Origin of the sequence: Rhizobium rhizogenes NBRC 13257, from assembly GCF_000696095.1 — a bacterium.
Taxonomy (GTDB): domain Bacteria; phylum Pseudomonadota; class Alphaproteobacteria; order Rhizobiales; family Rhizobiaceae; genus Rhizobium; species Rhizobium rhizogenes.
Genome location: NZ_BAYX01000006.1, coordinates 18610 through 40792 on the forward strand (window position 1 = coordinate 18610; position 22183 = coordinate 40792).

General features: G+C 57.1%; 19 protein-coding genes and 1 pseudogene. 12 read left to right on the forward strand and 8 right to left on the reverse strand.

Annotation, left to right across the window (positions count from 1 at the left end; translation table 11 throughout):
* Positions 1–133: 133 nt before the first annotated feature.
* Genes RRH01S_RS14330 through RRH01S_RS14370 form a run of 9 tightly spaced genes read left to right on the forward strand, consistent with a single transcriptional unit; the run spans position 134 to position 7534 of the window.
* Positions 134–1159: a PilN domain-containing protein gene (locus RRH01S_RS14330; RefSeq protein ID WP_042472264.1), complete on the forward strand. Its 1026-nt coding sequence runs from the start codon at positions 134–136 to the stop codon at positions 1157–1159.
* Positions 1156–1761 carry a type II secretion system protein GspM gene (gene gspM / locus RRH01S_RS14335; RefSeq protein ID WP_042472268.1) on the forward strand — a complete coding sequence of 202 codons (606 nt, stop codon included), beginning with the start codon at positions 1156–1158 and terminating at the stop codon, positions 1759–1761. The genes RRH01S_RS14330 and gspM overlap by 4 nt, the downstream gene beginning before the upstream one ends.
* Positions 1758–2309, forward strand: a complete 552-nt coding sequence (locus RRH01S_RS14340; RefSeq protein ID WP_042472271.1) for a hypothetical protein — start codon at positions 1758–1760, stop codon at positions 2307–2309. The genes gspM and RRH01S_RS14340 overlap by 4 nt, the downstream gene beginning before the upstream one ends.
* Positions 2306–3208: a hypothetical protein gene (locus tag RRH01S_RS14345; RefSeq protein WP_042472275.1), complete on the forward strand. Its 903-nt coding sequence runs from the start codon at positions 2306–2308 to the stop codon at positions 3206–3208. Before RRH01S_RS14340 ends, RRH01S_RS14345 begins: the two co-directional genes overlap by 4 nt.
* A complete protein-coding gene (locus RRH01S_RS14350; protein ID WP_042472278.1) occupies positions 3205–4821 on the forward strand; it encodes a GspE/PulE family protein in 1617 nt (538 codons plus the stop codon). Before RRH01S_RS14345 ends, RRH01S_RS14350 begins: the two co-directional genes overlap by 4 nt.
* On the forward strand, positions 4818–6035 hold the full coding sequence (locus tag RRH01S_RS14355; RefSeq protein ID WP_234711696.1) for a type II secretion system F family protein: 1218 nt from the start codon (positions 4818–4820) through the stop codon (positions 6033–6035). The genes RRH01S_RS14350 and RRH01S_RS14355 overlap by 4 nt, the downstream gene beginning before the upstream one ends.
* The gene (locus RRH01S_RS14360) at positions 6032–6517 is read left to right on the forward strand and encodes a GspH/FimT family pseudopilin (RefSeq protein WP_042472283.1); all 486 of its coding nucleotides are present in this window, start codon (positions 6032–6034) and stop codon (positions 6515–6517) included. The genes RRH01S_RS14355 and RRH01S_RS14360 overlap by 4 nt, the downstream gene beginning before the upstream one ends.
* The gene (locus RRH01S_RS14365; RefSeq protein ID WP_042472286.1) at positions 6507–6881 is read left to right on the forward strand and encodes a type II secretion system protein; all 375 of its coding nucleotides are present in this window, start codon (positions 6507–6509) and stop codon (positions 6879–6881) included. The genes RRH01S_RS14360 and RRH01S_RS14365 overlap by 11 nt, the downstream gene beginning before the upstream one ends.
* A 2-nt stretch (positions 6882–6883) precedes the next feature.
* Positions 6884–7534: a prepilin-type N-terminal cleavage/methylation domain-containing protein gene (locus RRH01S_RS14370; RefSeq protein ID WP_037221539.1), complete on the forward strand. Its 651-nt coding sequence runs from the start codon at positions 6884–6886 to the stop codon at positions 7532–7534.
* Positions 7535–7556: 22 nt separating this feature from the next.
* On the opposite strand, the gene gspG is transcribed toward RRH01S_RS14370, so the two are convergent.
* The 4 genes from gspG to RRH01S_RS14390 all read right to left on the reverse strand — a co-directional run bounded on the left by gspG (position 7557) and on the right by RRH01S_RS14390 (position 13011).
* Positions 7557–8000 (reverse strand): type II secretion system major pseudopilin GspG, encoded by a 444-nt coding sequence (gene gspG, locus RRH01S_RS14375; protein WP_007694731.1) that lies wholly within the window; start codon positions 7998–8000, stop codon positions 7557–7559.
* Positions 7997–8458: a prepilin peptidase gene (locus tag RRH01S_RS14380; RefSeq protein ID WP_234711697.1), complete on the reverse strand. Its 462-nt coding sequence runs from the start codon at positions 8456–8458 to the stop codon at positions 7997–7999. The genes gspG and RRH01S_RS14380 overlap by 4 nt, the downstream gene beginning before the upstream one ends.
* A gap of 41 nt (positions 8459–8499) precedes the next feature.
* Positions 8500–10644: a type II secretion system secretin GspD gene (gspD, locus tag RRH01S_RS14385; protein WP_015918156.1), complete on the reverse strand. Its 2145-nt coding sequence runs from the start codon at positions 10642–10644 to the stop codon at positions 8500–8502.
* Positions 10645–10920: 276 nt separating this feature from the next.
* Complete coding sequence (locus RRH01S_RS14390; RefSeq protein ID WP_080705440.1) at positions 10921–13011, reverse strand: LamG-like jellyroll fold domain-containing protein; 2091 nt, start codon at positions 13009–13011, stop codon at positions 10921–10923.
* A gap of 845 nt (positions 13012–13856) precedes the next feature.
* On the opposite strand from RRH01S_RS14390, the pseudogene RRH01S_RS34830 reads away from it, so the two are divergent.
* Positions 13857–14392 (forward strand): annotated as a pseudogene (locus tag RRH01S_RS34830) (hypothetical protein); the annotation flags it as partial.
* 290 nt (positions 14393–14682) lie between these two features.
* Positions 14683–15570 (forward strand): ATP-dependent Clp protease proteolytic subunit, encoded by an 888-nt coding sequence (locus tag RRH01S_RS14400; protein ID WP_042472294.1) that lies wholly within the window; start codon positions 14683–14685, stop codon positions 15568–15570.
* A gap of 283 nt (positions 15571–15853) precedes the next feature.
* On the opposite strand, the gene RRH01S_RS14405 is transcribed toward RRH01S_RS14400, so the two are convergent.
* Positions 15854–16108, reverse strand: a complete 255-nt coding sequence (locus RRH01S_RS14405; protein ID WP_007694743.1) for a GCG_CRPN prefix-to-repeats domain-containing protein — start codon at positions 16106–16108, stop codon at positions 15854–15856.
* Between the two features lie 509 nt (positions 16109–16617).
* On the opposite strand from RRH01S_RS14405, the gene RRH01S_RS14410 reads away from it, so the two are divergent.
* Complete coding sequence (locus RRH01S_RS14410; protein WP_234711698.1) at positions 16618–17673, forward strand: hypothetical protein; 1056 nt, start codon at positions 16618–16620, stop codon at positions 17671–17673.
* Positions 17674–18295: 622 nt separating this feature from the next.
* Here RRH01S_RS14410 and RRH01S_RS14415 read toward each other — a convergent pair.
* The 3 genes from RRH01S_RS14415 to RRH01S_RS14425 all read right to left on the reverse strand — a co-directional run bounded on the left by RRH01S_RS14415 (position 18296) and on the right by RRH01S_RS14425 (position 21983).
* A complete protein-coding gene (locus tag RRH01S_RS14415) occupies positions 18296–19318 on the reverse strand; it encodes an ABC transporter permease (RefSeq protein WP_015918151.1) in 1023 nt (340 codons plus the stop codon).
* The gene (locus tag RRH01S_RS14420) at positions 19302–20822 is read right to left on the reverse strand and encodes a sugar ABC transporter ATP-binding protein (protein WP_047526074.1); all 1521 of its coding nucleotides are present in this window, start codon (positions 20820–20822) and stop codon (positions 19302–19304) included. Before RRH01S_RS14420 ends, RRH01S_RS14415 begins: the two co-directional genes overlap by 17 nt.
* 174 nt (positions 20823–20996) lie before the next feature.
* The gene (locus RRH01S_RS14425; protein WP_034515714.1) at positions 20997–21983 is read right to left on the reverse strand and encodes a sugar ABC transporter substrate-binding protein; all 987 of its coding nucleotides are present in this window, start codon (positions 21981–21983) and stop codon (positions 20997–20999) included.
* Positions 21984–22183 lie beyond the last annotated feature (200 nt).

A 22183-nucleotide genomic window follows, 5' to 3' on the forward strand; every position in this document is an offset into this window, starting at 1 on the left:
GCTAAGATCTGCGGGAATCGGAGTGGCGCATGTCTTGCCGGACATATCCGCGGCTTGTGAACGGCCATGCTTTTTTTCATATAGAAATCGGAATTTCACACAAAGTAATGGGCAAGTCGGGGATGAGTTGGAAATGGATTTCCCCATAGTCCTCGACGGTTTGGATTGGCTCTCCAGGCTATGCAAGGATGGAAATCCGAAGGCCATCACGGCCCGATCGCAAGCCGGCACCGTAGCCGTAGTCGTTCACCGCCACGGATGCGTTGTGGATTTCGAAACACCGGCAGGCCGCCGCACATCGGACATGCTGGCCCGCGAAGACCTGCGAGACCTCCTTGCTTCCCTTGACCGACAGATGCCTGTTCTTTTGAGGCTTGCGCCTGATCGATATTTGAAACGCCCGTTATCCGACAGGGTTCTTCCTTATGGCCGGGCTCGCGCCATGGCTCTGATCGATATCGAGGAAGCTCTGCCGTTTCTGCGCAACGATTCCTGCGTGCTTTTGCCTGGGGATCTGCGTGGAGGCGGGACCAGCTATGCTGTGGTCCGCAAATCCATTTTCGATCCGATCATCGCAGCGATTGGCGAGGCCGGCCTTGCGGTGTCGGGAATTGCCCTGGACACAGAAGGTGAGCCTGAGTTCGTCAGCAAGGCGAGCCTCAAGTCCATGTACACCCTCCCTCGGCGGGTCAGGCTTCGCAGGCAGCTGTCGCGCAGCGTGCTTGGAGCCGCTGTCATTTTGTCGGTGGCAACATTCGCGCACGCCTATCTGCGAAACGTCTCGGCGATTTCGCGTCTAGCGGAGATCACGGATAGCAAACAGACGCAGGCATTGGCCGTCCGGAAAAAACTGGAAAGGCAACAACTGGAACAGAAGCTGTTGCAAGCGGCGCGCGCGGGCAAGGCTGAATCCACTCCGGTTACGATGATCTGGGAGGAGCTGACACGGATCCTTCCCGATTCAACATGGCTTACGGATATGTCGATCCGGAACGGTCAAGTCACGATCACCGGGTTTTCCAATTCAGCAGCAGACCTGATAGCGATCCTTGGTGCATCTCCTCTGCTGTCAAATCCCAGTTTCGCATCTCAGGTCCTGAGAGCCCCCGGGCAAGAGGGGGAACGATTTTCGATCCAGATGCGAATAGCGATGCGATGACCGGATTGTTGATCACCGTCATGAACCTGCCGATCATGGCGCAGCGTATAATCGCCATTTCGGCATTGGCGCTCGGTATCACCCTGACATTGGCGACAGCCTGGGCCGCCGTTGCAATCATCAATCAACAAAACGATGAAATCACCGAGGCCAGGCATGCCCTGGCCCGCTTTGACCAATTGATCGCCTTGGGCGGGACGCTCTCCAAGGAACCTGCCACAACGAATGCCTCTCAGGAGTTTCTCGCCGGCGCGACGGAGCCAGTCATTCAGGCCGAACTGCAGAACAAGCTCAATTCGCTCGCCGGCACCGCCGGCGCAACTGTGGTGTCGGTCGGTGGTCTACCGACCCTCGAAAAGAACAAGGTCAGATATGTCGGCGTTCGTGCAAGCCTGCAGGGCCGCCTGGCTGCCATCCACGCCATCCTTCTCCAACTGGAAACAGGAAAGCCCTACATTATTGTCCCGGAATTGATCGTGAACGCAACAAGCGCGGCAAGTGGCGGGCGATTGGCGGAACCGATCGAGCTCAGCGTGCAACTATCATTTTTCAGTCCGCTCAATCCCGCCGAAACAGTGGCGCTCGAGGGAGCAAAGCCGTGATCAGATTGTCGGCCCGCAAATTGCTCTGGGCGCTCCTTTCCTTGATCATTGTCTCGCTCCTGGCTCTTAATATCAGCCTTTTCCGCAGCGATGTCGACATTACAGCGCTTGCCTCCAACGCCTCCGTTCCAGTGGCGATGGATAGCACTGCGGTCGCCGGAGACGTCATCCTTCCCAATGGCCCGGCATTCTCGCAGACGCTCTCAAGACCCTTGTTCAGCCCGACGCGACGGGAGTTCGTTGTGCAAGAAAAGCCGGTCCAACAGCAGGACACAGCCTCCGTCGACAAGGGTGCGGCCATCATCACCCGCCCGGCAATCGCATTTCAGGGCACGCGTACCATCGAAGGAGAGCGCCGTGCACTGGTGCGCGTCGAGGGGAGCCAAGCCGCCGAATGGCTCCCCATAGGAAGCAAGATTGCCGGCTGGACGATCACTAAAATCGACGTAGGTAGTTTGATACTCGCGCAGAAGGGCGAAACGATTTCCTATGATCTGTTCGCGGCGGGCGGGAGCGGGCAGACCGCGACCGGTGAGGTCGAAGAATGAACGGCGCGGACAGCGATCATCCACAATCGGGCTTTGCGCTGGTTGCGGTGCTCGGACTGGTGCTTGTCGCATCGGCCATCCTTGTTCCGTTCTCGATATCAGCCCGGCTGCGGGCTCTGACTGCTGAAAACGCATTGCGCTCCTTTCGCTATTCGCGGATCGAGAAGACGCTTTCCCTCCATGTTGCTGGGCAGCTCGCCACGCGGCGCAAACATGGCGATATCGACATACCCCAGGCGGATGGCATGTCGCGTTGCGATCTCGGCGAATACTCCATCACCTTGGGAGTGCAGGATCACGCTGGCCTGATCGACCTCAATAAAGCGGGAATTCCCCTTCTGAACATCGGATTCCAGGCTCTGGGCTTTTCCGAGGAAAACGCGTCGACGCTTGCACTGGCAACGGACAATTACAGACGTCCGGATCGGCGAGCCGAGCGGGAGCTTCCCGCCGAACTCGTCGGCGAAACCGGTTACAAACATGCTGCATTCGAGGATGTGATCGAGTTGCAGGATCTTGTCGCTTTGCAGTCGGTATCGCCTGCCGCCATCGCGAATGTCTTTACCGTGCAGACTGGCAGCCGAACGCTTTCAAGCAAGGCTGTTTCCGATGCTATCAACCGCGTTCTGGAATCGCGGGCGTCCGGATCGTTGCCTCTGAGCGTATCAACGGCCAAGCCACCCGCCGTGACCATTTTCGTGCGGCTCTTCCGCAACCAGAAACTGGAAGCCAGTTCAGCTACGGTGTTTGATCTCGCCGGCGACGGCTTCGCTTATGTTGCCTCGATCCCCACTGTTCCCGAGGAAGCGGAAACGACGGCCTATTTCGGCCGGGATCTGCCATGTGGAGACTTCATTGCCGAACCAATGCTGACGGCAGCCGCGGATGCGCTCAAATGACAAAGGGACACATGACTCCGGAAGCTTTTCTGAGCGCATTGGAGGCGGCGGGGCACCTCACGTCCGAAGCCGTGCAGCGTGCGCTTTCCGTCCAGGCCGCGACGAGCCATCCCGTCGATATCGTTATGCGCGAGCTGGCATTCATGCCGGATGCACAGCTTGCGGAAGCCATGGCGCTCTTCTGTCAATGCGATTGCTGCGCCGTCATTGCGGGCGTCGACGAAGAGTTGCTTGAGCGCATCGGAACAGTCTTTGCGCAGGCGCATGCGATCATACCTTGCCAGAGGCAGGGCGACAGTCTCAGGCTGATCGTTGCGGACCCGTTTGCATTCTCGACCATTGGGGCTGTTTCCTATCTCGCCGATCTTCCCGCTACCATCAGCGTCGCTCCACGCTTGCTGATCGACGAATTTTTTCGAGAACGGGCCAAAGGCCAAAATTCATCCGAGGCCACGGATTTCCACGATAGCGCCGAAGCGGAGGATGTGGACCGTCTGCTGGATATTGCCCGCGAGGCGCCGACCGTGAAGTTCGTTTCACGCATCCTGCAGCGGGCGGTGGATGAAAAGGCAACGGATATACACATCGAGCCGCTTGAGGACTCGATCAGGATTCGCCTGAGAAGAGACGGTCTGCTCGACACGCTGGAAATCGTGCCAAAGTTTAACGCGGCGGCGGTGACGAGCCGCATCAAGATCCTGTCCCGCTTGAACATTTCCGAACGCCGGCTGCCACAAGACGGCCGCCTTAGAGCCTCGATCAGAGGACAGGAAGTGGACTTTCGTGTTTCGGTGATGCCAAGCATCCACGGCGAAACGATTGTGCTGCGCATCCTTGACCGCTCCAATATCCGGCTGGATCTGGCGGCTCTCGGTTATCAACCCGAAAGCATGGCGACCATCGCGAGGATCGTGCGACGGCCGAACGGGATCATGCTCCTGACGGGTCCGACGGGCTCGGGCAAGACGACAACGCTCTATTCCATCCTCAGCGACATCAATGATGCCAAATCGAAGATCTTCACGGTGGAGGATCCCGTCGAGTACCGGCTTGCGGGAGTAACGCAGTTGCAGGTGGAACCATCCATCGGTTTGACCTTTGCCACGGCGCTTCGTTCGGTCCTGCGTCAGGATCCGGACATTATTCTCCTTGGTGAAATCAGAGATCCCGAGACGGCGAGGATTGCCGTGCAGGCAGCGCTGACCGGACACCTCGTCCTCTCGACACTGCACACGAACAGCGCGGCCGGCGCCATCAATCGGCTGCGCGAAATGGGTGTCGAGAGCTATCTGCTGGCCGCGACGCTCCGGGGCATCATTGGTCAGCGCCTCCTGAGAAAGGCATGCCCGGATTGTTCGAGCCATCCGGCGGGCATCCGCTGCGAGACCTGCAATGGCGCCGGCTATTCCGGCCGGCGTGCGGTCTACGAAATACTGGAAGTCACGGAACCGATACGCGAAGCGATCGGCCGGGATCTGATCCAGAGCGAAATCGAAAATCTGGCGATCAAGGAAGGGATGCGTCCGCTGGCGCAACAGGCAAGTGAACTGGTTGCAGCAGGCATGACCACCATCGCTGAAGTCTCGCGCGTCGTCGATCTGCAAGGAGAGTGAGATTGCCCAATTTCTCCTATGTCGGTTTCTCGAAGGACGGCACCAGGAAGTGCGGCATGCTGGAGGCGTTGAGCGAAGCCGAGGCGCGCCTGCGGCTGCGAGCCGATGGTCTGAAGGTTCTCGAACTCTCAGAGGCGCGCCAACCACGATCCAGAATAGCTTTTCCTGTCGCGCGCATATTGCCTGCAAAAGCAAATTTGCAACGATTTTTTGCCGATATCGCTATGCTGATGGATGCTGGGCTCGGCCTGGACCGGGCTTTGAAGGCCGTTGCAGCAGATCAGGGCAACAACGCCAACTGCATGCTCGCAAAGGAGCTGACTGAGCGGCTTGCCAGCGGCAAGGCCCCATCGGAAGCGTTCCGGACCATTGGAGGTGCGGGTCAAGACATCGCGGCTTTGATCGCGAGTGGCGAGCAGACCGGGAAGCTTCCCGTCATTTTTGGGGTCATCGCAAACAACCTGGAGCGACAGCGCGCGCAACGAAGCCAGATTGCAGAGGCCATCGCTTATCCGGCCTTCCTCATTCTGATGATGTGCGCCGCATTGTTGATCGTGACATTTTTCCTCGTCCCGGCAATCCTTCCCATATTCGAGGGAGCCGGTCGGCCGGCGCCGTTGATGATCAGATCTCTCGATGTCCTGAGGGGGCCGCTGGTGAATTGGGGGCCGGTATTGGCGCTCATGCCCCTGCTGATGGGTCTCGTCGCGCTGCGAAGCACCCGGCGAGCACGGTTGAAGGCTTTCGTCTCCAACGCAGCCATTTCACTGCCGCTGATCGGCACCTTCATCCGAAAGCAGGGTCTCGCGCGCTACCTCCACAGTCTGGCGCTACTGCTTGGAAATGGCGTCGACATGCCGAAGGCTTTGGCTTTCGCCGCGGCAACCTGCCCGATTGCGGCCTATTCCACGCCGTTGGAGACCGTCCGCGAGCGTGTATTGAGCGGCTCGCGGCTACCGGACGTGCTCGGGGAGGCTGCGATATTTCCCTCCGCGATCGTATCGCTCGTCGCAATCGGAGATGAGGTCAACACTCTTTCAACCGTTCTGCTCCGCTCCGCGGAGCTGTTGGAGGGAGAGGCTTTCCGCTCCCAGGACCGGCTTCTAGCACTGATGACGCCGGTCATAACCATTGCCATGGGTTTCCTCATCGGCGGTCTGGTTATTTCGGTCATGAGTGCGCTTCTCGGTATCAACGATCTGAGTTTGCAATGAGCGTGGTGAGACCGCGAGCCGATGGGTACGAAGCCGGCTTTTCGCTTGTCGAATTGCTTGTCGTGCTCGCAATCATCTCGGTCACCGCTGCGATTGCCTTTTCCTCGTTTCCGGGAAGGCGGATGGCCGCGTCTCCGCAGAGCGTGATCCGCGATGCGGGTCATCTTGCCCAAATGATCCGAATGGAGGCGATCAATCGCCGTAGGGAACTTGCTCTGCAAGTCGACGTTCAGGCAAAAACAATTGCCGACGCCGATGGCAGGCGGCGTATCTTCATCCCGGCATCGGCGACTGTCGACGTTGTGACGGGTCGGGAGTTGACCCGGTCGCAAAGCCAGGCCTCGATTGTTTTCTTCCCCGACGGCACATCGTCCGGAGGCGCCATCTCTCTCTCTAGCGACGGCTCTCCGACGATGACACTTCGAATTCCGTGGCTGACGGGCATCTCAACGATCATGTCGGGGAGTGATGATGGCCGCTGATCCCGCCGCGCACGGAGAGGAAGGCTTTTCGCTGATCGAGGTTCTCTGTGCCTTCGTGATCCTGTCGATCTCGGCGGCAATCGTTCTGCAGACGGTGCAACTGGCGACGAAGAGCTCGGCTATGGCGGAAGAAAAGATGACGATCCTGACCATCGTGCCGAAAATCGAACTCGCGATCACGACAGCCGAGGGAGGAGGCGGTTCTTCACCGCGGGGCGAAACAGATGGCCTTCACTGGGAGATTGAGCCCGTACCCTTTGCCGAGGAGCAGGATGACGAGGGGATGGCGCGCTTGCGCGTGTTTCTTCCCGGTGGCGAGCGCCACTACGATTTTTTGATCAATTACCACCCGAGATCGCCGTGAAGATGCCCCCGCTTGATGCTGCCCGGATCGATCGCCAGCGGGGTGAAGATGGTTTCACCTTGATTGAGGTCCTCGTGACATTGGCCCTGGTTGCGGCATTATCGATGATCATCCTGGCCATGGTCAGCCAGTTTCGCGCAATCACGATGGCGCGGGAAAGGAATGACGCGATTATCGAAGTGGAGGCTCTGGCCGGATTTGTCGAAGAGGCCGTTCGCGATGCGCGCCCCTTTCCCTTGATACAGGACGGTCCGCAACGGCACCCGATGATGATAGGAGGCCCGGACAGGCTTGCCTTCGTTGCGGTCAGCCGTATCGGCAGCCGGCAATATGGTCTCAGGGACGTGAGCATCTTTCTCGAGCGCGGCGCCGACCGGCAGAATGATAGCCGGCTAATACAGTCGCTTCGCCCGCGCAGGTCCGGCGAGCAAATTCAGACAGAGGCCGTCGAACTGGCGCGGATAGACGAACTCCAGTTTCGATATTGGACACAGGGCGATGCGTCGCAGGCTCCGGCCGGCGGCGCATGGCGCAGCGAATGGACCCAGACAGATAGATTGCCTGCCTCCGTCGGCATCACGGTTTCAATCACGCGTTCGGGACATAAGGTCTCCGCCGAAAGGATCCTTCATCTGTCCGCCGTGCCGGAATAAGGCTAGAGCTGGTCTGGCGCGCCTACGGGCTGAGATCGGCGTCCTGACCATCGCCGCCCGGCTTCCCGTCCCGCCCGAACGACATCAATGAATAGCCCGACAGACCCTCAGGCCCCTTATACTGGTACGGGTTGCCCCATGGGTCGCGGAGCGCGGCCGTCTGTTTCATGTAGGGACCGTTCCAGGATGTAAATCCGGCTGGGCGCTCCACAAGTGCTGAAAGACCTTCCTCCGTTGTCGGATAGCGACCGGCATCGACGTAGAGAAGTTCAAGCGCGCTTTCCAGGTTCCGCATTTGCGCTTTCGCCGCATCGACGCGCGCCGATCCGAGATATCGCAGCACCTGGGGTGCGGCGATCGCCGCAATGAGGGCGATGATTGCAAGCACGACCAAAAGCTCGACGAGCGTGAAACCATCGTCGTCGGCTCCGGTGTTCTTTTCGGCTATGATGTCTTTTTTCGTCATAGGGAACTCGCAGGTATCAATGAAAACAAGGATGTAACCTCGGATAACCAGGTGAGGACGAGGGCAATTCCGAGAAATGGCCCGAACGGCACCCTGAGATTGCGAAGGGCCGTCGATTTGCCTCGTAGAAAGACGAGCGAAAACAACAGAGCCGTGCTGCTGGCCAGCATGAAAAACAAGGGAAGGTTCCAGGGACTGAACCAGACGGCGGCGCTTCCGATGAATTTGACATCACCCAGCCCGATCCCGATCCGACCGCTTATCCGTCGATGAACCCAGCGTAGGAGCGCAAAGGCCGCCATGGTCGCCAATCCGACCGCGAGTGCACGCAAGGTGTCGAGATCGCCGAATGGAAGCCTGTAAGCAATCCCCAGTCCTGCGAGCAAGACATTCCAATGGTCCGGAATACGCATGATTTTCAGATCGATCCAGGCAATCCGCAGGACCGTTGCGATCATCAGCAGAGCCGCGACCCATTGCTGTAGCGTCAACGGGCCGATCAATATTCCAGCCTCTTCAGGTCCTGCTCCAGCTCGCTGTTGCCGCCGCGTCGCTTCTGAACGGCCGAGCTCAAGTTCAGCTGGTTTCGGAACTCTTCCGTCACATCCCTCGCCTGCCGCACGTCTCGAACGATACGAGGCTTGATGAAGATGATCAGCTCGGTCTTGTTGATCGTGTCCTCCTTGTTTTTGAAGGCATTGCCGAAGATCGGCATTTTCCCAAGGATCGGCACTTGCGAGTGATTCAACGTGTTGCTTTGCTGGATCAGCCCACCGAGCGCAACGCTTTCATTGTCATCGACGATAACCTTGGTGGAGAGCTTTCTCTGTTGGATCGTCGGCGAATCGATGCCCGAGGTCGTCGTCTTCACGACGTTCGACACCTCCTGCTGAATATCGAGCATGACCCGTCCGGAACTGTTGACCCTAGGCAGGACCGTAAGGATCACGCCGGTATCTTTCAGGTCGATCGAACTGACGATCGCGGTATTGCTGCTCGTCGTGGACGCCGACTGTTGCGTGACGATCGGAACTTGATCTCCGACCTGGAGCGTTGCCTTCTGATTGTTCAGGGCCATCAGGGTCGGCGCGGATACGATGTTGACGTTGGTTATGCTCGACAGCGCGTTCAGGGTGGCGCCAACATTGCTGGAGGCAAAAGTCCAGGCAAAACCCGGAAAGCTGGCCCCGGTGCTGCCGTCGGAGAGGTCGGAAAGCCCGACACCGAACTTGCCGTTTTCGAAAAACCAGCGCAGCCCGAACTTCAACTGATCGTTGAGCGTCACCTCGGCGATGACGGCCTCGATGAGAACCTGCGTCGGCATCACATCCAACTGTTTCAAAATCTGCTCAATGTGTTCGTATTCGCGTTGTGTCGTCGATATCAGCAGCGCATTGTTTTCCACGTCGGCGACGACGGATGTGTGCGTTGAATCTCCCGCCGTCGTCGATGCCGACGCGGTTGCTGATGCCATGTTCGTATTGGCAGCGGCAGGCTCAGTGGTCGTGGCATCTCCCGTCAGCGTCGTCGGTGCCATGTCGGGTGCGACCGCGTTTGAGGAGCTTGGCGCGCTCTTTTCCTGGCCCGCAATCACGGACTGCAATACCTGCGCCAACTCTTTTGCCGGACGGTTCTGGATATTGTAGACGAAGAGCTGTTTCTCGTTGGTGCTGGCGATGCGATCAAGCTTGTTGATCCAGTCGGCCGCCTGCGACAGGTAGGCACGGCGGGAGGTTATGACCAGCACGGCGTTCAGTCGGTCGTTCGGAACGAATTTGATCAGTTTTGCATTGGGCCCGTCCTGGGTGCCGAATATGGTATTCAGCTCCTTTGCGACATCAGCGGGCTGCGAGGCCTTGAGCGGGTGAAGCGCCACCGACATTCCCTTCATCCAGTCGACGTCGAAGGTGGCGATCGCATCCCGCATGGCGGAGAGGTCCGCATTGGATCCAGCCAGCATCAGGAGATTGCGTGCCGTGTCGGCGCGCAGAATGGATCCCGGACGACTGATCGGCTCCAGAATGCTCTTCATTTCCTCCGCACCGATGAAGCGCAGTTCGATCACCTGAACCCGAACGCCCGGGCCGGACGGTGTCGCTGAAGGCACGGTGACTGCGGGTGTCGTCGAGAATGAATTGCCGATCGGGACGATCTGATAGGAATCGCCTTTGCGAACGATTGCGGCTCCGTTGACAGCAAGGGCGGATTCCAGGATGTCGACAAGCGCGTCCCGGGATACCGGCTGGCTCGTTTGCAGCGTAACCTTTCCGTTGACACGCGGATCCACGACATAGCTGACTTTGAGAATGTCGCCCAGGATGCTTTTCGCCGCCGCGGAAATGGGGGCATCGACAAGGTTGAGGGTATATCCCTCGCCGCCGGATATTCGCTTTTCAACTGAAAACGCTGGAGCGCCTTGCGAAACGAAGCTCTCGTTCCCCTGCTGGGTCGCTCCGACAAATGCATTTGCGGAGCTCCCGTTGGTGAGCAGGGAGCTGGTTCCGCTCGTCGTCACCGGCAACGGCTTTCCTCGCGCGTCGAGCTGTAGCAGCTTGTCGGAAAAGACGTTGTCGACTGGATCTGAGGAGACACATCCAGCCAGCAAGAGCACAAGTGCTGCGTGAGCAGCCTTTAAAAATTTCATTGGAAAGAACACCTACCGAAAACACATTCTGCGTCTTCCCGCGACGAAGCACGAGCCGATTGAAACGGGCGAAAAACAACCGCCTCCACGGTTTTGGTGGTGCAACCTCCGCATCCGCCAAGATGGCTCGGAAGCAGTCGGTCACAAGGCATCAGCCTTTGTCTTGTTGTTAGGGCACTACCGCCAGGAGGTTACGTCTTTTCGTTTTCTCCTGGCGGGAGCGATACGATGAAGGGTGGATGGGAACGCTTCGGCTAGTCGTCGAAACCGACCGAACTATGCCATCAGGGCGGTGATCCCGGAGGAGTCCAGCGCACCATTGTAGATACGGAAGTCATCGACCAGACCGTTGAAATAAGGATCGGCGCTGTATTGTGACCGTCCGATCCAGTTCTGTTTCGTCGGCCCGATATGGAACGGCGCGAAATACATCGCCGTGTTCGTTCCGACTTCGGTGCCGTCGATGTAAAGGGTGCCGGTGTGACCGGCCAAGGTCACCGCAACATGGGTCCAGCGCCCGGAAGGCATGACGATATTTGCGTCTATCCCCTGCTCACCATTCCCGCTGTTCAGAGTGATGGCGAAACGGGCCTTGCCCGTTGAACCGCGCGGCGTCAGGAACATGTAACGACCTGTGCCGGTTCCGAAGTCGAAAATGCGCGCCCAGTTCTGATTGCCGTTCCAGAAGACCCAAGCCGCAATGGTGAAGTCGGCCAAAGGAAGCACGAGATTTTCCGGTAGCGAAACATAGGCGCTATTGCTGCTGATCAGCGAGACGGCCGTGCCGGTCTTGCCTGTCGCCCAGCTGGCATTGACGAGGGTGCCGCCGTTTCCGGTGGTGGTGCCGGTCCCCTCATCGAAGGCGAACTGGGTTTGTAGCGTTTTTGTCGTGGAGGCCGTCGCTTCATTGGAGGCCGCACTTTCGCCCGAAGGCGTCTCCGCCGTGATCACATAATAATAGACACCGTCGGTCGGGCCTGTATCGGTATAGGTCAGCAGGTCGGTAATCTCGGTCTTCAGGGTCGTGTACGGGCCGCCCGATTGCGTCGCGCGCTTGACGCTATAGCCCGTTGCATAGGCCGTGCCCCACCATGAGAGGACAATGTCGCCCGCGCTGAGCCTGGCGGTCAGGCCGCTCGGGGGATTGCCGGAGGCAATCGCTTCGCGGCTACAGGTGAGAGTGCCATAACCCAACTGGTCGTAGCCGCCGCTGTTGGGACCGTAATTGCCGCCGCCTCCTTCCGGAGCAATCTGATCCATGAACTTGCCAGTATAGGGCGCCGCCAGGCCCTGGCGGTTTACATAGTGATTGTAGACCAGCGTCCAGCATGGTCGGACCGTCCCCTGACTCGCTGTCGAGAAGCCGCTCTGATTGACCTTGTCGACATTGGTGTAGAACAGGTAAGGCACGGTGTAATAGGTCGTTCCGCTTTCGATCAAATTGCCTTTGGCGACGTATTCTGCCGCGGCGAGAACGCGGTTGTTGTCATAGCTGTAGAGGTCGACGCCCTGATTCCAGGCCATTTCGCAGATCGCCCCGACCAGGGCGATACCCAGCGTATTATGCCCCTGATCGCGTCCGGTCTCCTGCCATTGGCCCAGATAACCTGGATGGACGTAGTAGACGGCCTGCATGATGCAGCCATTGCCCGCGCCGGATTTGAAATATTCGACCGCTTCGTCGAAATAGGTCTGGTTGTCGCAGAGCACGCCGATGGCCATGATCGATGCCATGTTGCATAGATCCCAATTGGCCCAATAATGCGTGACCTGCGTGTTGTTGTGCCGATTGATGAAGTCGTGATTGATCGGGTAGAAGACGTTGACCATCATGGTCTGGAAACGCGCGAAATCCGCTGCCGCCCAGCCGGAATATGAGCGCATGATTTCCGCCGCATTGGCAAATTCGTAGCCGTAGATGCCCGCCGCCAGTGCGGCATTGGTATCGCCGCCGATGACCGTCAGGACCGCGGACCAGGCATTCATGATCTGAATCGACTTCTCGGCGTAAGCGGTGTCACCCGTTACCTTCCAGCGCAAGGCGTGCGCGTAGGCCGCAGCGATATCGTTGAAAAGCAAGGTGTAGTTTTGCGAATGAACGCCGTCGTTGCCGCGGTAGACCGCCGCCTGCGGACGCGGATTATAGCCCAGGCTGGCATGCGAATTTGCGGTCAGGACGTTCCAGCCGTTGATCCATGGCGACTCTGCCGCCTTGACCTTTGCCGCCATGCGGGTGAAATCGGCTTCGGTGTGCAGCAGGCCCGGATGGACGAACCCATCCTGGGCAGTCGTTGCGTCCGTGGACGAGGATGTGGCACCGTCGGCGCGAGCACCAACGGCAGACAGGCTAAGAGCGGCGAAGCCCATCAGGAAGCTCCGCCTCGAAAATGCATTCGCGATTATCTGGTCGTCAATTTGATCTGAAAATCCAGCCATACTATATTCCACACAGCTAAAATTGTAGACTACGACCAGGTTTGGCCGCGGACGAAATGTCAGTTTTAGAATTGGGTATCCCGCCTGGCGCGTGAAACGGCGCCAGCCCATAGATCTCTTTCGCTATCAAGAAGCGTTCTGCTGCTCTTCGATTCCCTGACCAGGTCTCGAAGATCGGTTCTGCTCGCCCCATCGATTTGAGCGACGTTTTTCCGTGTGCAAGGCACCTTCAGTCCTGGGCCGACATCATGTCGCTACCCAAATGACGCACCTTCCGCCGCGATAGTCATATCGACGCAGAATTTACAGGCGGACGGACTTCCAATGAAATCACGCCTTCCATGTCCGTCACCTTTCGGCACTGATCAGCGTAGTATTAGGCACCTGTTCCATGTGGCATTTCCGCTGTCAATTTACCCTGGAGGCTCGACGCCAAAAGATGGCGCAAATTGGATAATCTACAGCGCAGCCGTCATATCCGGATGCCGCCAATCCTCAAAAAGTGGTCTTCTGGAAGCTTGGCTTTAAAGCGCCCTCTCGACGAGGTCAGCCGGCTTGCCCGTCAGGAGAAAATTGACATCGAGGGTGTGAACCGGCACCGAAGGTTGCCTCTCAGTCAAAAGGCAGCAAGTAAATGACTTTGCAGGTAGATTGACAAGCTGCGCGGGGTCGCTATCGGCACCAATCGGGACTCCCTTTGATTTCCATTCCGTACATGTAAATCAAGGCTTTATGCCGCAACGTTAGCAGGCTCAACCTTCGAAGCTGTTTCACAGATCGCGCGCAATGCAGGCTCCAACCGTCCGTTCTGCGACGCTGTGCCAATAAGGCATGGGCCTGTTCGGTTTCCGAGATCGATTGGGATGCCCGTGGTTCCCAGGGCACAAAATTCGGATATCTGATCGGGCAGGCGGGCTATTTTCATGATGGTCATAGCGCCGTCGATGGCTGCTTTGCGCTGCTCGATCGAAGTATCGGGGAAAGTGAAGCGCCGTTCACGGAATTGATCCGCATCAGCGGGCAATCATATGTGCGAATTTTCGCCGAGCATGGCCCATATGAGATGAAAAATCATTTGAAGGGAAAGGGATATTGCTGATCTGATGGCAGTGATGGTCGACCGAAGTCCTAGTGGATAGAAGTCGGCGAGCAAGCCTCGTGCGATGAGCTTCATTGTCTGTGCTCAGAGATTTACAGTTGGGAGGTCGCAGCCCCGCGGGTTCAGCATCCGACAGCTTTCGATCGTTTCAAAGCATCACCAGATGCGAGATCAAACAGGGCTTTGCCGGGTGAGGTAAGGAGCATCGCTTGATTTCGATAGTCCAAGGACGACCGTCCGGTGGCGTGCGAAGGAAGTCGATCTTCGCACTCACCCAGGTCCGATGGAAGTCACGCTAGGTTCCGGCCGGCGCTGCGGCAAATCAATGCTTCGATCACAAATCCTTCCCAGCGCAGCATGTTGGGGGGATTGGATAAGCGTTAGACGACGGACTCGGCGGTGTGTCGCCTTTCACCTATTCATTGCAAAAAGATTTTCAAGTTGGGCGACGGGTTTCGTTCGATTGCTCGTTTAACCAACAAAAGCTCTGACGAAAATCCTGAATGACGAGGCTCATTGAGCTTGGAGCACACGATGGTCCGGTACTGGAGAGTGAGAATGGTTGCATTATCAAACATGCTCATGAACCGAAGTCGCAGATGCTCAGGCCCGCCGCACGGTATCGGCTCCTCATCAGCTTGCCGATCGGTAGCAACGTCACTGTAGCCTGGGGTCGAGCGTCTTGTCGGAACGATGACTCTCTTCAAGGACTGTCTGATATGTCAGCAATATTGAATCGCCGCGATGTCTGCTTCGGTCTATCTGCTTTAGCTGTCGGTACGCTCAAACCTAAATTCGTTTTTGCTGAGGAGAAGGCAAACGCGAATGTCACCTCGACGGCTTATTTGTATTTCTCGCAGCAGATTGACGACAAATCCACCCTTGAGCTGACCGGAGGATTGATCAATCTAAGATCTCAAGGTTATAAAACAATATATCTTATGATAAATTCTGCGGGCGGGGATATTTCATCAGGAATATCATTGTATCATTTGTTGTGCTCACTGGATGTAACAATTAATACATACGCGATTTCCAACGTTGAATCCGCGGCAATTCTTCTATTCTTGGCTGGGAAAGAGCGAGTTGCAAATAAAGAATCCATTTTTGCATTTCACTCGGGTCGACTGAGCTTCAATAACGAAAAACTTACCCCCGACGAAATTAATGAGAGATATACCGCGCTCCAAAACGACGATGATCGAATGAAGGAAATATACAAGGAACGGCTTTCAATCAGCGACAAGCAATATGGCGATCTTTTGGGTTCGCAACTTCGATTCGTAAGGGCACCCGAGGCATTGAATATCGGCCTGGCAACACGGATCGGCGAGATAGGCATGCAACCGCATGACGGCCTTTATTTTGTTCAGTCCTCCGCCGGCAAGTAGCTTTTGGTGAAATGAATCTATCGTTCAGCGACTGCATGAACGAGGCCGCTTTCGCTCGGCCGGCGTCCACCGCTTTAAAGAGGGTGCCAGACGTCTCGGCTTGGGGGCGTTGACACCTGTCGCAGGCCCAACGCGGCAAGAGCTTTCAGATAGGTGGGCAGGTCGCCGATATCGACATATCGTCTGATCGGGGAGAGCTGGCAAAGCGACACTGTTCACTTATATCAGGCTCACATACACATGATATTCGACCCGATCGAGATAATCGGGTCGAGCGCGATCCTTAGCGGTAGCGCCATCCACCATGCCACCACTCATGATGAACCCAGTAGCGGTGTCCGTCCCAATATCCACGTCCCGGATAGAAGGCGCCATAGGCCGGGCCGGCTGGTACGACGATAATGCGGGGGCCATCGGGGTGGCAGTAGCCATAGGGGCCTCGATGGAAGCCGATACCGCAGCCATCGCGGGCTTCAGCTGGTGCGACGACAGCAAAGCAAGCGGTGGCAGCCAAGGCCAATAAAGTGATCTTTCTCATATGTACTCTCTATTCTCGAAGAACCTGGTTGGTGTCCCTTCAGTGCTTAAACGGTAGGGATCGGCAAATCCGTCGCTGCTCGCGTTGATATTTGCGCTTGGCTATGAGGGAGGCTGCAGCGTGGACGTATCGATTGGATCGGGCAGGGGATCGGCATCCAGCGTCGCGTTTCTCAAGGGCTTCGATAACTTCGGGCAAATCGCTGACCGATCCCTGCACGATCGGGAACACAACAAACGAGCGGATCGTCCACCAAAATGCTGACACATCTGATCAGCTTTTGGGGCAAAGCCACTGCACCGCGAAGCTGGTGAATCTTCCACAACCGACTATTGAACCTCGAAGCAAAATGTTTATTTTTCCGCGCTGTAAATGTGGGCGCAAAGTTGAACCCCCAGGATTTTGCGAAGCCTATGCTTCGCCCTTGCTCTGCGGATGCCTACGTAGTCACTCGGAGTTTCAGGCAGACAATGACATTCCCAATGATACAGCTTCCGCAAAGAGCTCTCATGCTTTCTCAGGGCGTAATCTCGGTGCCGAAAGCCCTCTTTTTCTCGCTGCCGATCGTGATCGGCCTCACTGCTTTCATGGCGGTTTCTGAAGCTCCGGGCATCTTGAGGGATTGGACGATCAACCAAAATCCCGTCACACTTGATAGCGGCGATATTCGCGACGGAAAATGCACGACCAGAAAGGGCTTCTTCACCACCTGCTCGGCCGATCTCAATTATACGTACAACGGTCAGAGTTATGACAAGGCCGTCGAGATCATGTTCGTCGACATCCATGACGGTGATTACGACACGAATCTCGTCATTTCCGCGGATCACCCGGATTTGGCAACCCTGAGCCTCGGGATTGAGAAGCTCTGGAACCGGATCATAACGCTCGCCGTGTTCGTCGCTCTTCTTGGCGGCGTCAGCATCGCCGCGATTTTCCAGATCTTGCGTGCCTGGCGCGTCCGCAGCCGATTGCGCCAACCTGCTCAACTCGTGCCGGTCCCGGTGGAAATCACGGCATTCGACCGGCGGCGCAAGCGATTGACGGTGACCTATGCGGACAAGATAGCCGAGAAAAAGACTGGGCGAGTGGGACATACTCGTTTCGAGCCGGGACAGGAACCGCTGCTCATCGGCGAAAATGGTGGCAAAGCCGTGGGGCTCGCCGTCTGGCATGGAAATACGTCTCTTCCGATCCTTCTGGATGAGCGGCTAGAGCGGATCGAGATGACGGCAGAAGAGCGCGCCAAAGCTCTCGCGCCGCTGGCTGCCGAACTGGGCGGGCATCCACCGGAACTCGTTGCGCGAGGGAAGAAAGGACCGTCCATCATGACGCGCCTCGCGAGATTCTTCCTCGTGATAATTCTGATTATCGGCGGCATTTTCGGCTACTGGCTTTGGTATGTGACCAGCGCAAGCTCGCAGTTTACGTCGCCCGCCATGGACATCAACAACATGATGCCGGCTCCTCTCAACCGCTGGGGTTGTGATCAGCTGAAGAAGCGTTTCGGCGATCAACATGCGCCCTTTGGATGCACCGCATCAGATTACACCAGCTGGAAGTGACGCCGAACAATGCGGGTTGAATTCTGATAGACGTGGGTTCCCAGTGGGCTCGCGTCTGTCCATTCGAGCCTCGCAAGGATGATACTTCCCGGAAATAGATGCCGGAGGCAGGCCAGATCTCGGCGGAAGCCAATACGGATTAACGATCCACGCATGGAAAGGCGTCGATTATTAAGCGGACAGCGGAGCGCGGTACCGATCCTGATAGGCTCGCGCGCATTCTTTCGAGTTCTTCTTCATCATACGGTCGAACCTACGGGTAAAGGCGGGCTGTCGTTTGACTGTAGCGTAGTCACTCTGGGACAAATGGCTTTCATCAGCGCAGCCTATGAAGGGGAGATGCGAAATCGCCGGCATGCGAGGAGCGACAAGTTGTTGATCGTCTTTCCCCGTCAAGGCATAGCGTTGGAGCGGTAAGGAGTGCCCCGTTTTTTCGCTTGGTGCTGACCATGCCCGGTTTGAGACAGGACAATGAGAAACACTAGTTTCATGACAGTCGCTGGGTCACGCCGAGATGGCAAGCTGGGTGGGTTTTGCACGGAACTCAACAGACAATATCCGCGACCGGTTCACAACCAGTGGCCTGGTAACGGTTCCACGCGATGGCAATGCCGCCTCAAAGTCAACGCGTTTCGAGTATCCGCATCAACCGGCCGCGATAGCTGTCGAGAATAACGGCCAGCACGATAACGGCACCAATTACAATCGGCTTGATGTTGTCGTCAGCGCCCAGAAGCTGCAGACCGGTGGACAGTACCTGTAGGATGCAGGCGCCGACCAGCGTTCCGATGATCGAGCCCTTACCACCCGAAAGGCTGGTTCCCCCGATGATGACCGCGGCTATGGCATTCAATTCATAGCCGATGCCTGCGACCGGGCTGCCGACGTTCAGCCGGAGCAGATAGACCATGGCCGCGATGCCCGCTGTCAGCCCGGAAATCGTGAAGACCGCGACCTTGTACTTCTTTGGCTCATGCCCTGACAGCCGAACTGCTTCCTCATTGGTGCCGATTGCGAACACGAAGCGTCCGAAAACCGTATAGCGCAAGACGAACCAGCCGATGAGGACGACGATAATCGCGATCAAGAAGATCGAAGGGAATACGCCCCAGAAGATCAGATTGCCGAAATCGACGAAGGGTTGCGGCAGTCCGGTGATGGTGGAGTTATCACTGACAACGCGCGCCAGGCCACTTGCGACGTTGAGCATGCCGAGTGTAACGATGAAGGACGGAAGCTTCCACTTTTCGCATACCCACCCGTTGACCGCGCCAAGGATAGCCCCTGTTCCCATCGATGCGAGCGATGCCAGAACAATCGCCTGCCATGGGGAAAGGCGGGGATCGATCATGATGGTTGCGCCGATGACCGTGCAAAGGGCGAGCAGCGAACCGACGGACAGATCAATACCGCCGACAAGAATGACGAAGGTCATGCCGGAGGCAAGCACTGTGTTGATGGCGATCTGGACAAAGATTTTGAGGAAGTTCTCCGGCGTGGCGAAATAGGGTGCCGTCGCCGAGAAGAATGCGAGGATCAGAATGAGGGCGATGGCTACGCCGGCCTCTTTCATCGAGATCCGAATGAGCTTGTCCCAAAAGCGGCTCTCTTTCGGCTCGGTCTTGTTTTCAACGTTCCCGGACACGACTGTACTCCTTGTAAGCAAGTGAGAGGATCTTGCCCTCTTCGAATTGTTCCCGAGATATTTCGCCGGCTATCTTGCCATCCGACAACACGATGATGCGATGGCAGATGCTGATGAGCTCCGGCAGATCGGACGACACGACCAGAACGCCTTTGCCTTCAGCGGCAAATTTCGACAGGAGTTCATAGATTTCGGCCTTCGCGCCCACATCGATCCCTCGGGTCGGCTCATCGAAAATCAGCACCTTGGGGCCACGGAACAGCCATTTGGCAATGACCACCTTTTGTTGATTGCCCCCTGAAAACGTTCGAACCGCCTGACGGATCGAGGGGGTCTTGATATGCAGCTCGCGCACGAGACGCTGCGAATGATCATCCTCCGCCTTTCGGATGATCAAGCCGTTGCGGGAGACTTTGGCAAGGTCCGTTATGGTGGTGTTCTGCGCGCAGCTCATGTCGAGCATCAGGCCCTGCATCTTGCGGTCTTCCGTTGCCAGGCACAGGCCGGCGGCAACGGCGTCCTTGGGTGATCTGATCTCAACCGGTTTGCCATTGATGCGAATTTCGCCGGCAGCCTTGACGTCGGCGCCGAATATCGCCCGAACCGCCTCCGTTCGACCACTGCCCACAAGGCCGGCAATACCGACGATTTCTCCCTTGGAGACGGAGAAGGACAATTCCGGGCTATTGCGCGTCACCTTCAGACCGGAAACGCCAAGCGCCTCGCCAGGAACCACGCTGTCACCGCGAAAAAAGCCATGATCCGAGAGCGTTCGTCCGACCATGAGTTCGACTATTTGCGGGATGCCCAGTCCTGCAAGCGGGCGAGTGATCACATGCTGGCCGTCGCGCAGGACCGTTACATCGTCGCCGACCTCGAAGATCTCCTCAAGCCTATGCGAGATGTACAGGGTCGTAACCCCACGGCCCTTCAGCCGCTTCAGAATTTCAAACAGGCGGTCGACTTCCTTGGAGGTCAAGGTTGCTGTTGGTTCGTCAAGAACCAATAGCTTGCTTTCGTAGCAAAGTGCCTTGGCGATCTCGAGCAGCTGGAGCTGCGCGACGCTGAGCCGGCTGGCGAGCGTCGTCGGAGCAACGTCAAGGCCCACTTCAGCCAGGAGTTCGGCCGCCCTGTGGTTCAATTCCTTGTAGTTCACGAGGCCGTATCGGCGCGGAAGATGCTCAAACAGCAGGTTTTCGGCAACCGTGAGATTGGAAAGAGGGTGCAGTTCCTGGTGAATGACACGGATGCCTGCCTTGAAGGCTTCCAGCGGCGACGCCGGATTGTAAGGCTTGCCGTCGAACACGATGTGACCGTCATCCGGCCTGAACAAGCCGCCGAGCAGATTGATCAGGGTGGATTTTCCGGCGCCGTTTTCGCCAAGCAGGATATGCCCCTTGCCGCGGCCGATCTTTATGGAAACATCCTTGAGCGCGACGACGCCGGGGAAGCGTTTGCCTATGCCTTCCAGCTTCAAGATGAAGTCACCTGGTGTGCCTGACACGTCCACCTCATGCCTGTTTCAGTTTGTTTTGTATGGAGACGGCACCGCCCACGGCGCCGCAGGACCGGTTCGGATACGCCGCCCGCGAAGCGATCGACGAGAAAATCGGTTGGGCAGCGGATAGCGCCGGTCATGAACCGGCGCTTCCTTTGGCTTTGCAGTCGGTAATCCCGACTACTTGAGGTCCTTGGCGGTGATGAGTGTGACGTCCGTCTTGACCCAGCCGGTGAATTTTTCGCCAGCAAGTTCGCGAAGGCCATACTTGATGCCCATGGCCGCCATTTCCGCGCCATACTGTTCGACGGTGGCAAGCATCTTGCCGTCCTTGATCAAAGGCTTGACGGACGGAATATTATCGAAGCCGACGACCTTGATCTTGCCGCTCTGGCCGGACGCATCGAGAGCCTTGACGACGCCGAGAGCCATGGAGTCGTTTGCAGCCATGACGCCCTGAATATCCTTATATTTGGTCAGGAAATTCGTCATGACGGTATTGGCTTCCTCCGTCTCCCAATGCGCGGTCTTGCTGTCGAGAAGCTCGAGCTTGCCGCTCTTGATGGAGTCCATGAAGCCTACCTTACGCTCCTTGGCGTTGTCGGCCTCAGGATTGCCTTCCAGGATCACGACCTTCGCACCCGGCCCCAGATCCTTGGCAAGAGCATCGCCCGCGAGCTTGGCGCCCTCGGTGTTGTCAGGTCCGAAGAAAGCAAGGTCGATACCAGCTGCCTTCTTGGCGTCTGCATCGAGCGGCACGTCGATATTGATGACCTTGACACCTGCCTTAACCGCTTTTGCAAGCGGAGTGGCCATGGCCTTTGAATCAGCAGGCGCGACAACGATGATGTCGTATTTCTGCGTCACGAAGTTTTCGACGGCATCGACCTGCGAGGCGAAGTCACGCTCGTCCTTCATGCCGACGGCCTTGAAGTCGAACTTATCCTTGTTCTCCGCCGCGTATTTGTCGGCGCCTGCCTTCATTTGCTTGAAGAACTCATTGGACAGGGACTTCATGATCAGGCCGACTTTGGGCTTGCTGGCCGCGAAGGCAGGCGAAACGCCACAGGACAGCGCAAGCATCAACGTGCCCGCAAGCCCGATCTTCAGCGCCGCGCGTCGCGGCACATTGCTCAAGACAGAATTACGCTCTTTGGAATTCGACATTTCTTATCCTCCCGATAAACGGCTCAACGCTCAGCTCCACCTGAGTTGTCGACGACAATGAACCGTTTCCACAGCTATTGGGTATCAATGGCCCCAAAAAATGTCAAGGCGCCGTTTAAATGCCTAATATTAATCAGATTTGCTGCTTTGCAGCATGATCGTTTCTGCTCGTAATGAACCGTTTCCATTGCAAGTTTCAT

Coding starts and splice junctions, on each gene's coding strand:
- RRH01S_RS14350 (WP_042472278.1), top strand. CDS start 3,205: ATGACAAAGGGACACATGACTCCGGAAGCTTTTCTGAGCGCATTGGAG.
- RRH01S_RS14400 (WP_042472294.1), top strand. CDS start 14,683: ATGACGAGGCTCATTGAGCTTGGAGCACACGATGGTCCGGTACTGGAG.
- RRH01S_RS14410 (WP_234711698.1), top strand. CDS start 16,618: ATGCTTTCTCAGGGCGTAATCTCGGTGCCGAAAGCCCTCTTTTTCTCG.
- gspG (WP_007694731.1), bottom strand. CDS start 8,000: ATGACGAAAAAAGACATCATAGCCGAAAAGAACACCGGAGCCGACGAC.
- RRH01S_RS14365 (WP_042472286.1), top strand. CDS start 6,507: ATGGCCGCTGATCCCGCCGCGCACGGAGAGGAAGGCTTTTCGCTGATC.
- RRH01S_RS14370 (WP_037221539.1), top strand. CDS start 6,884: ATGCCCCCGCTTGATGCTGCCCGGATCGATCGCCAGCGGGGTGAAGAT.
- gspD (WP_015918156.1), bottom strand. CDS start 10,644: ATGAAATTTTTAAAGGCTGCTCACGCAGCACTTGTGCTCTTGCTGGCT.
- RRH01S_RS14390 (WP_080705440.1), bottom strand. CDS start 13,011: ATGGGCTTCGCCGCTCTTAGCCTGTCTGCCGTTGGTGCTCGCGCCGAC.
- RRH01S_RS14380 (WP_234711697.1), bottom strand. CDS start 8,458: ATGATCGCAACGGTCCTGCGGATTGCCTGGATCGATCTGAAAATCATG.
- RRH01S_RS14345 (WP_042472275.1), top strand. CDS start 2,306: ATGAACGGCGCGGACAGCGATCATCCACAATCGGGCTTTGCGCTGGTT.
- RRH01S_RS14360 (WP_042472283.1), top strand. CDS start 6,032: ATGAGCGTGGTGAGACCGCGAGCCGATGGGTACGAAGCCGGCTTTTCG.
- RRH01S_RS14425 (WP_034515714.1), bottom strand. CDS start 21,983: ATGTCGAATTCCAAAGAGCGTAATTCTGTCTTGAGCAATGTGCCGCGA.
- RRH01S_RS14405 (WP_007694743.1), bottom strand. CDS start 16,108: ATGAGAAAGATCACTTTATTGGCCTTGGCTGCCACCGCTTGCTTTGCT.
- gspM (WP_042472268.1), top strand. CDS start 1,156: ATGACCGGATTGTTGATCACCGTCATGAACCTGCCGATCATGGCGCAG.
- RRH01S_RS14330 (WP_042472264.1), top strand. CDS start 134: ATGGATTTCCCCATAGTCCTCGACGGTTTGGATTGGCTCTCCAGGCTA.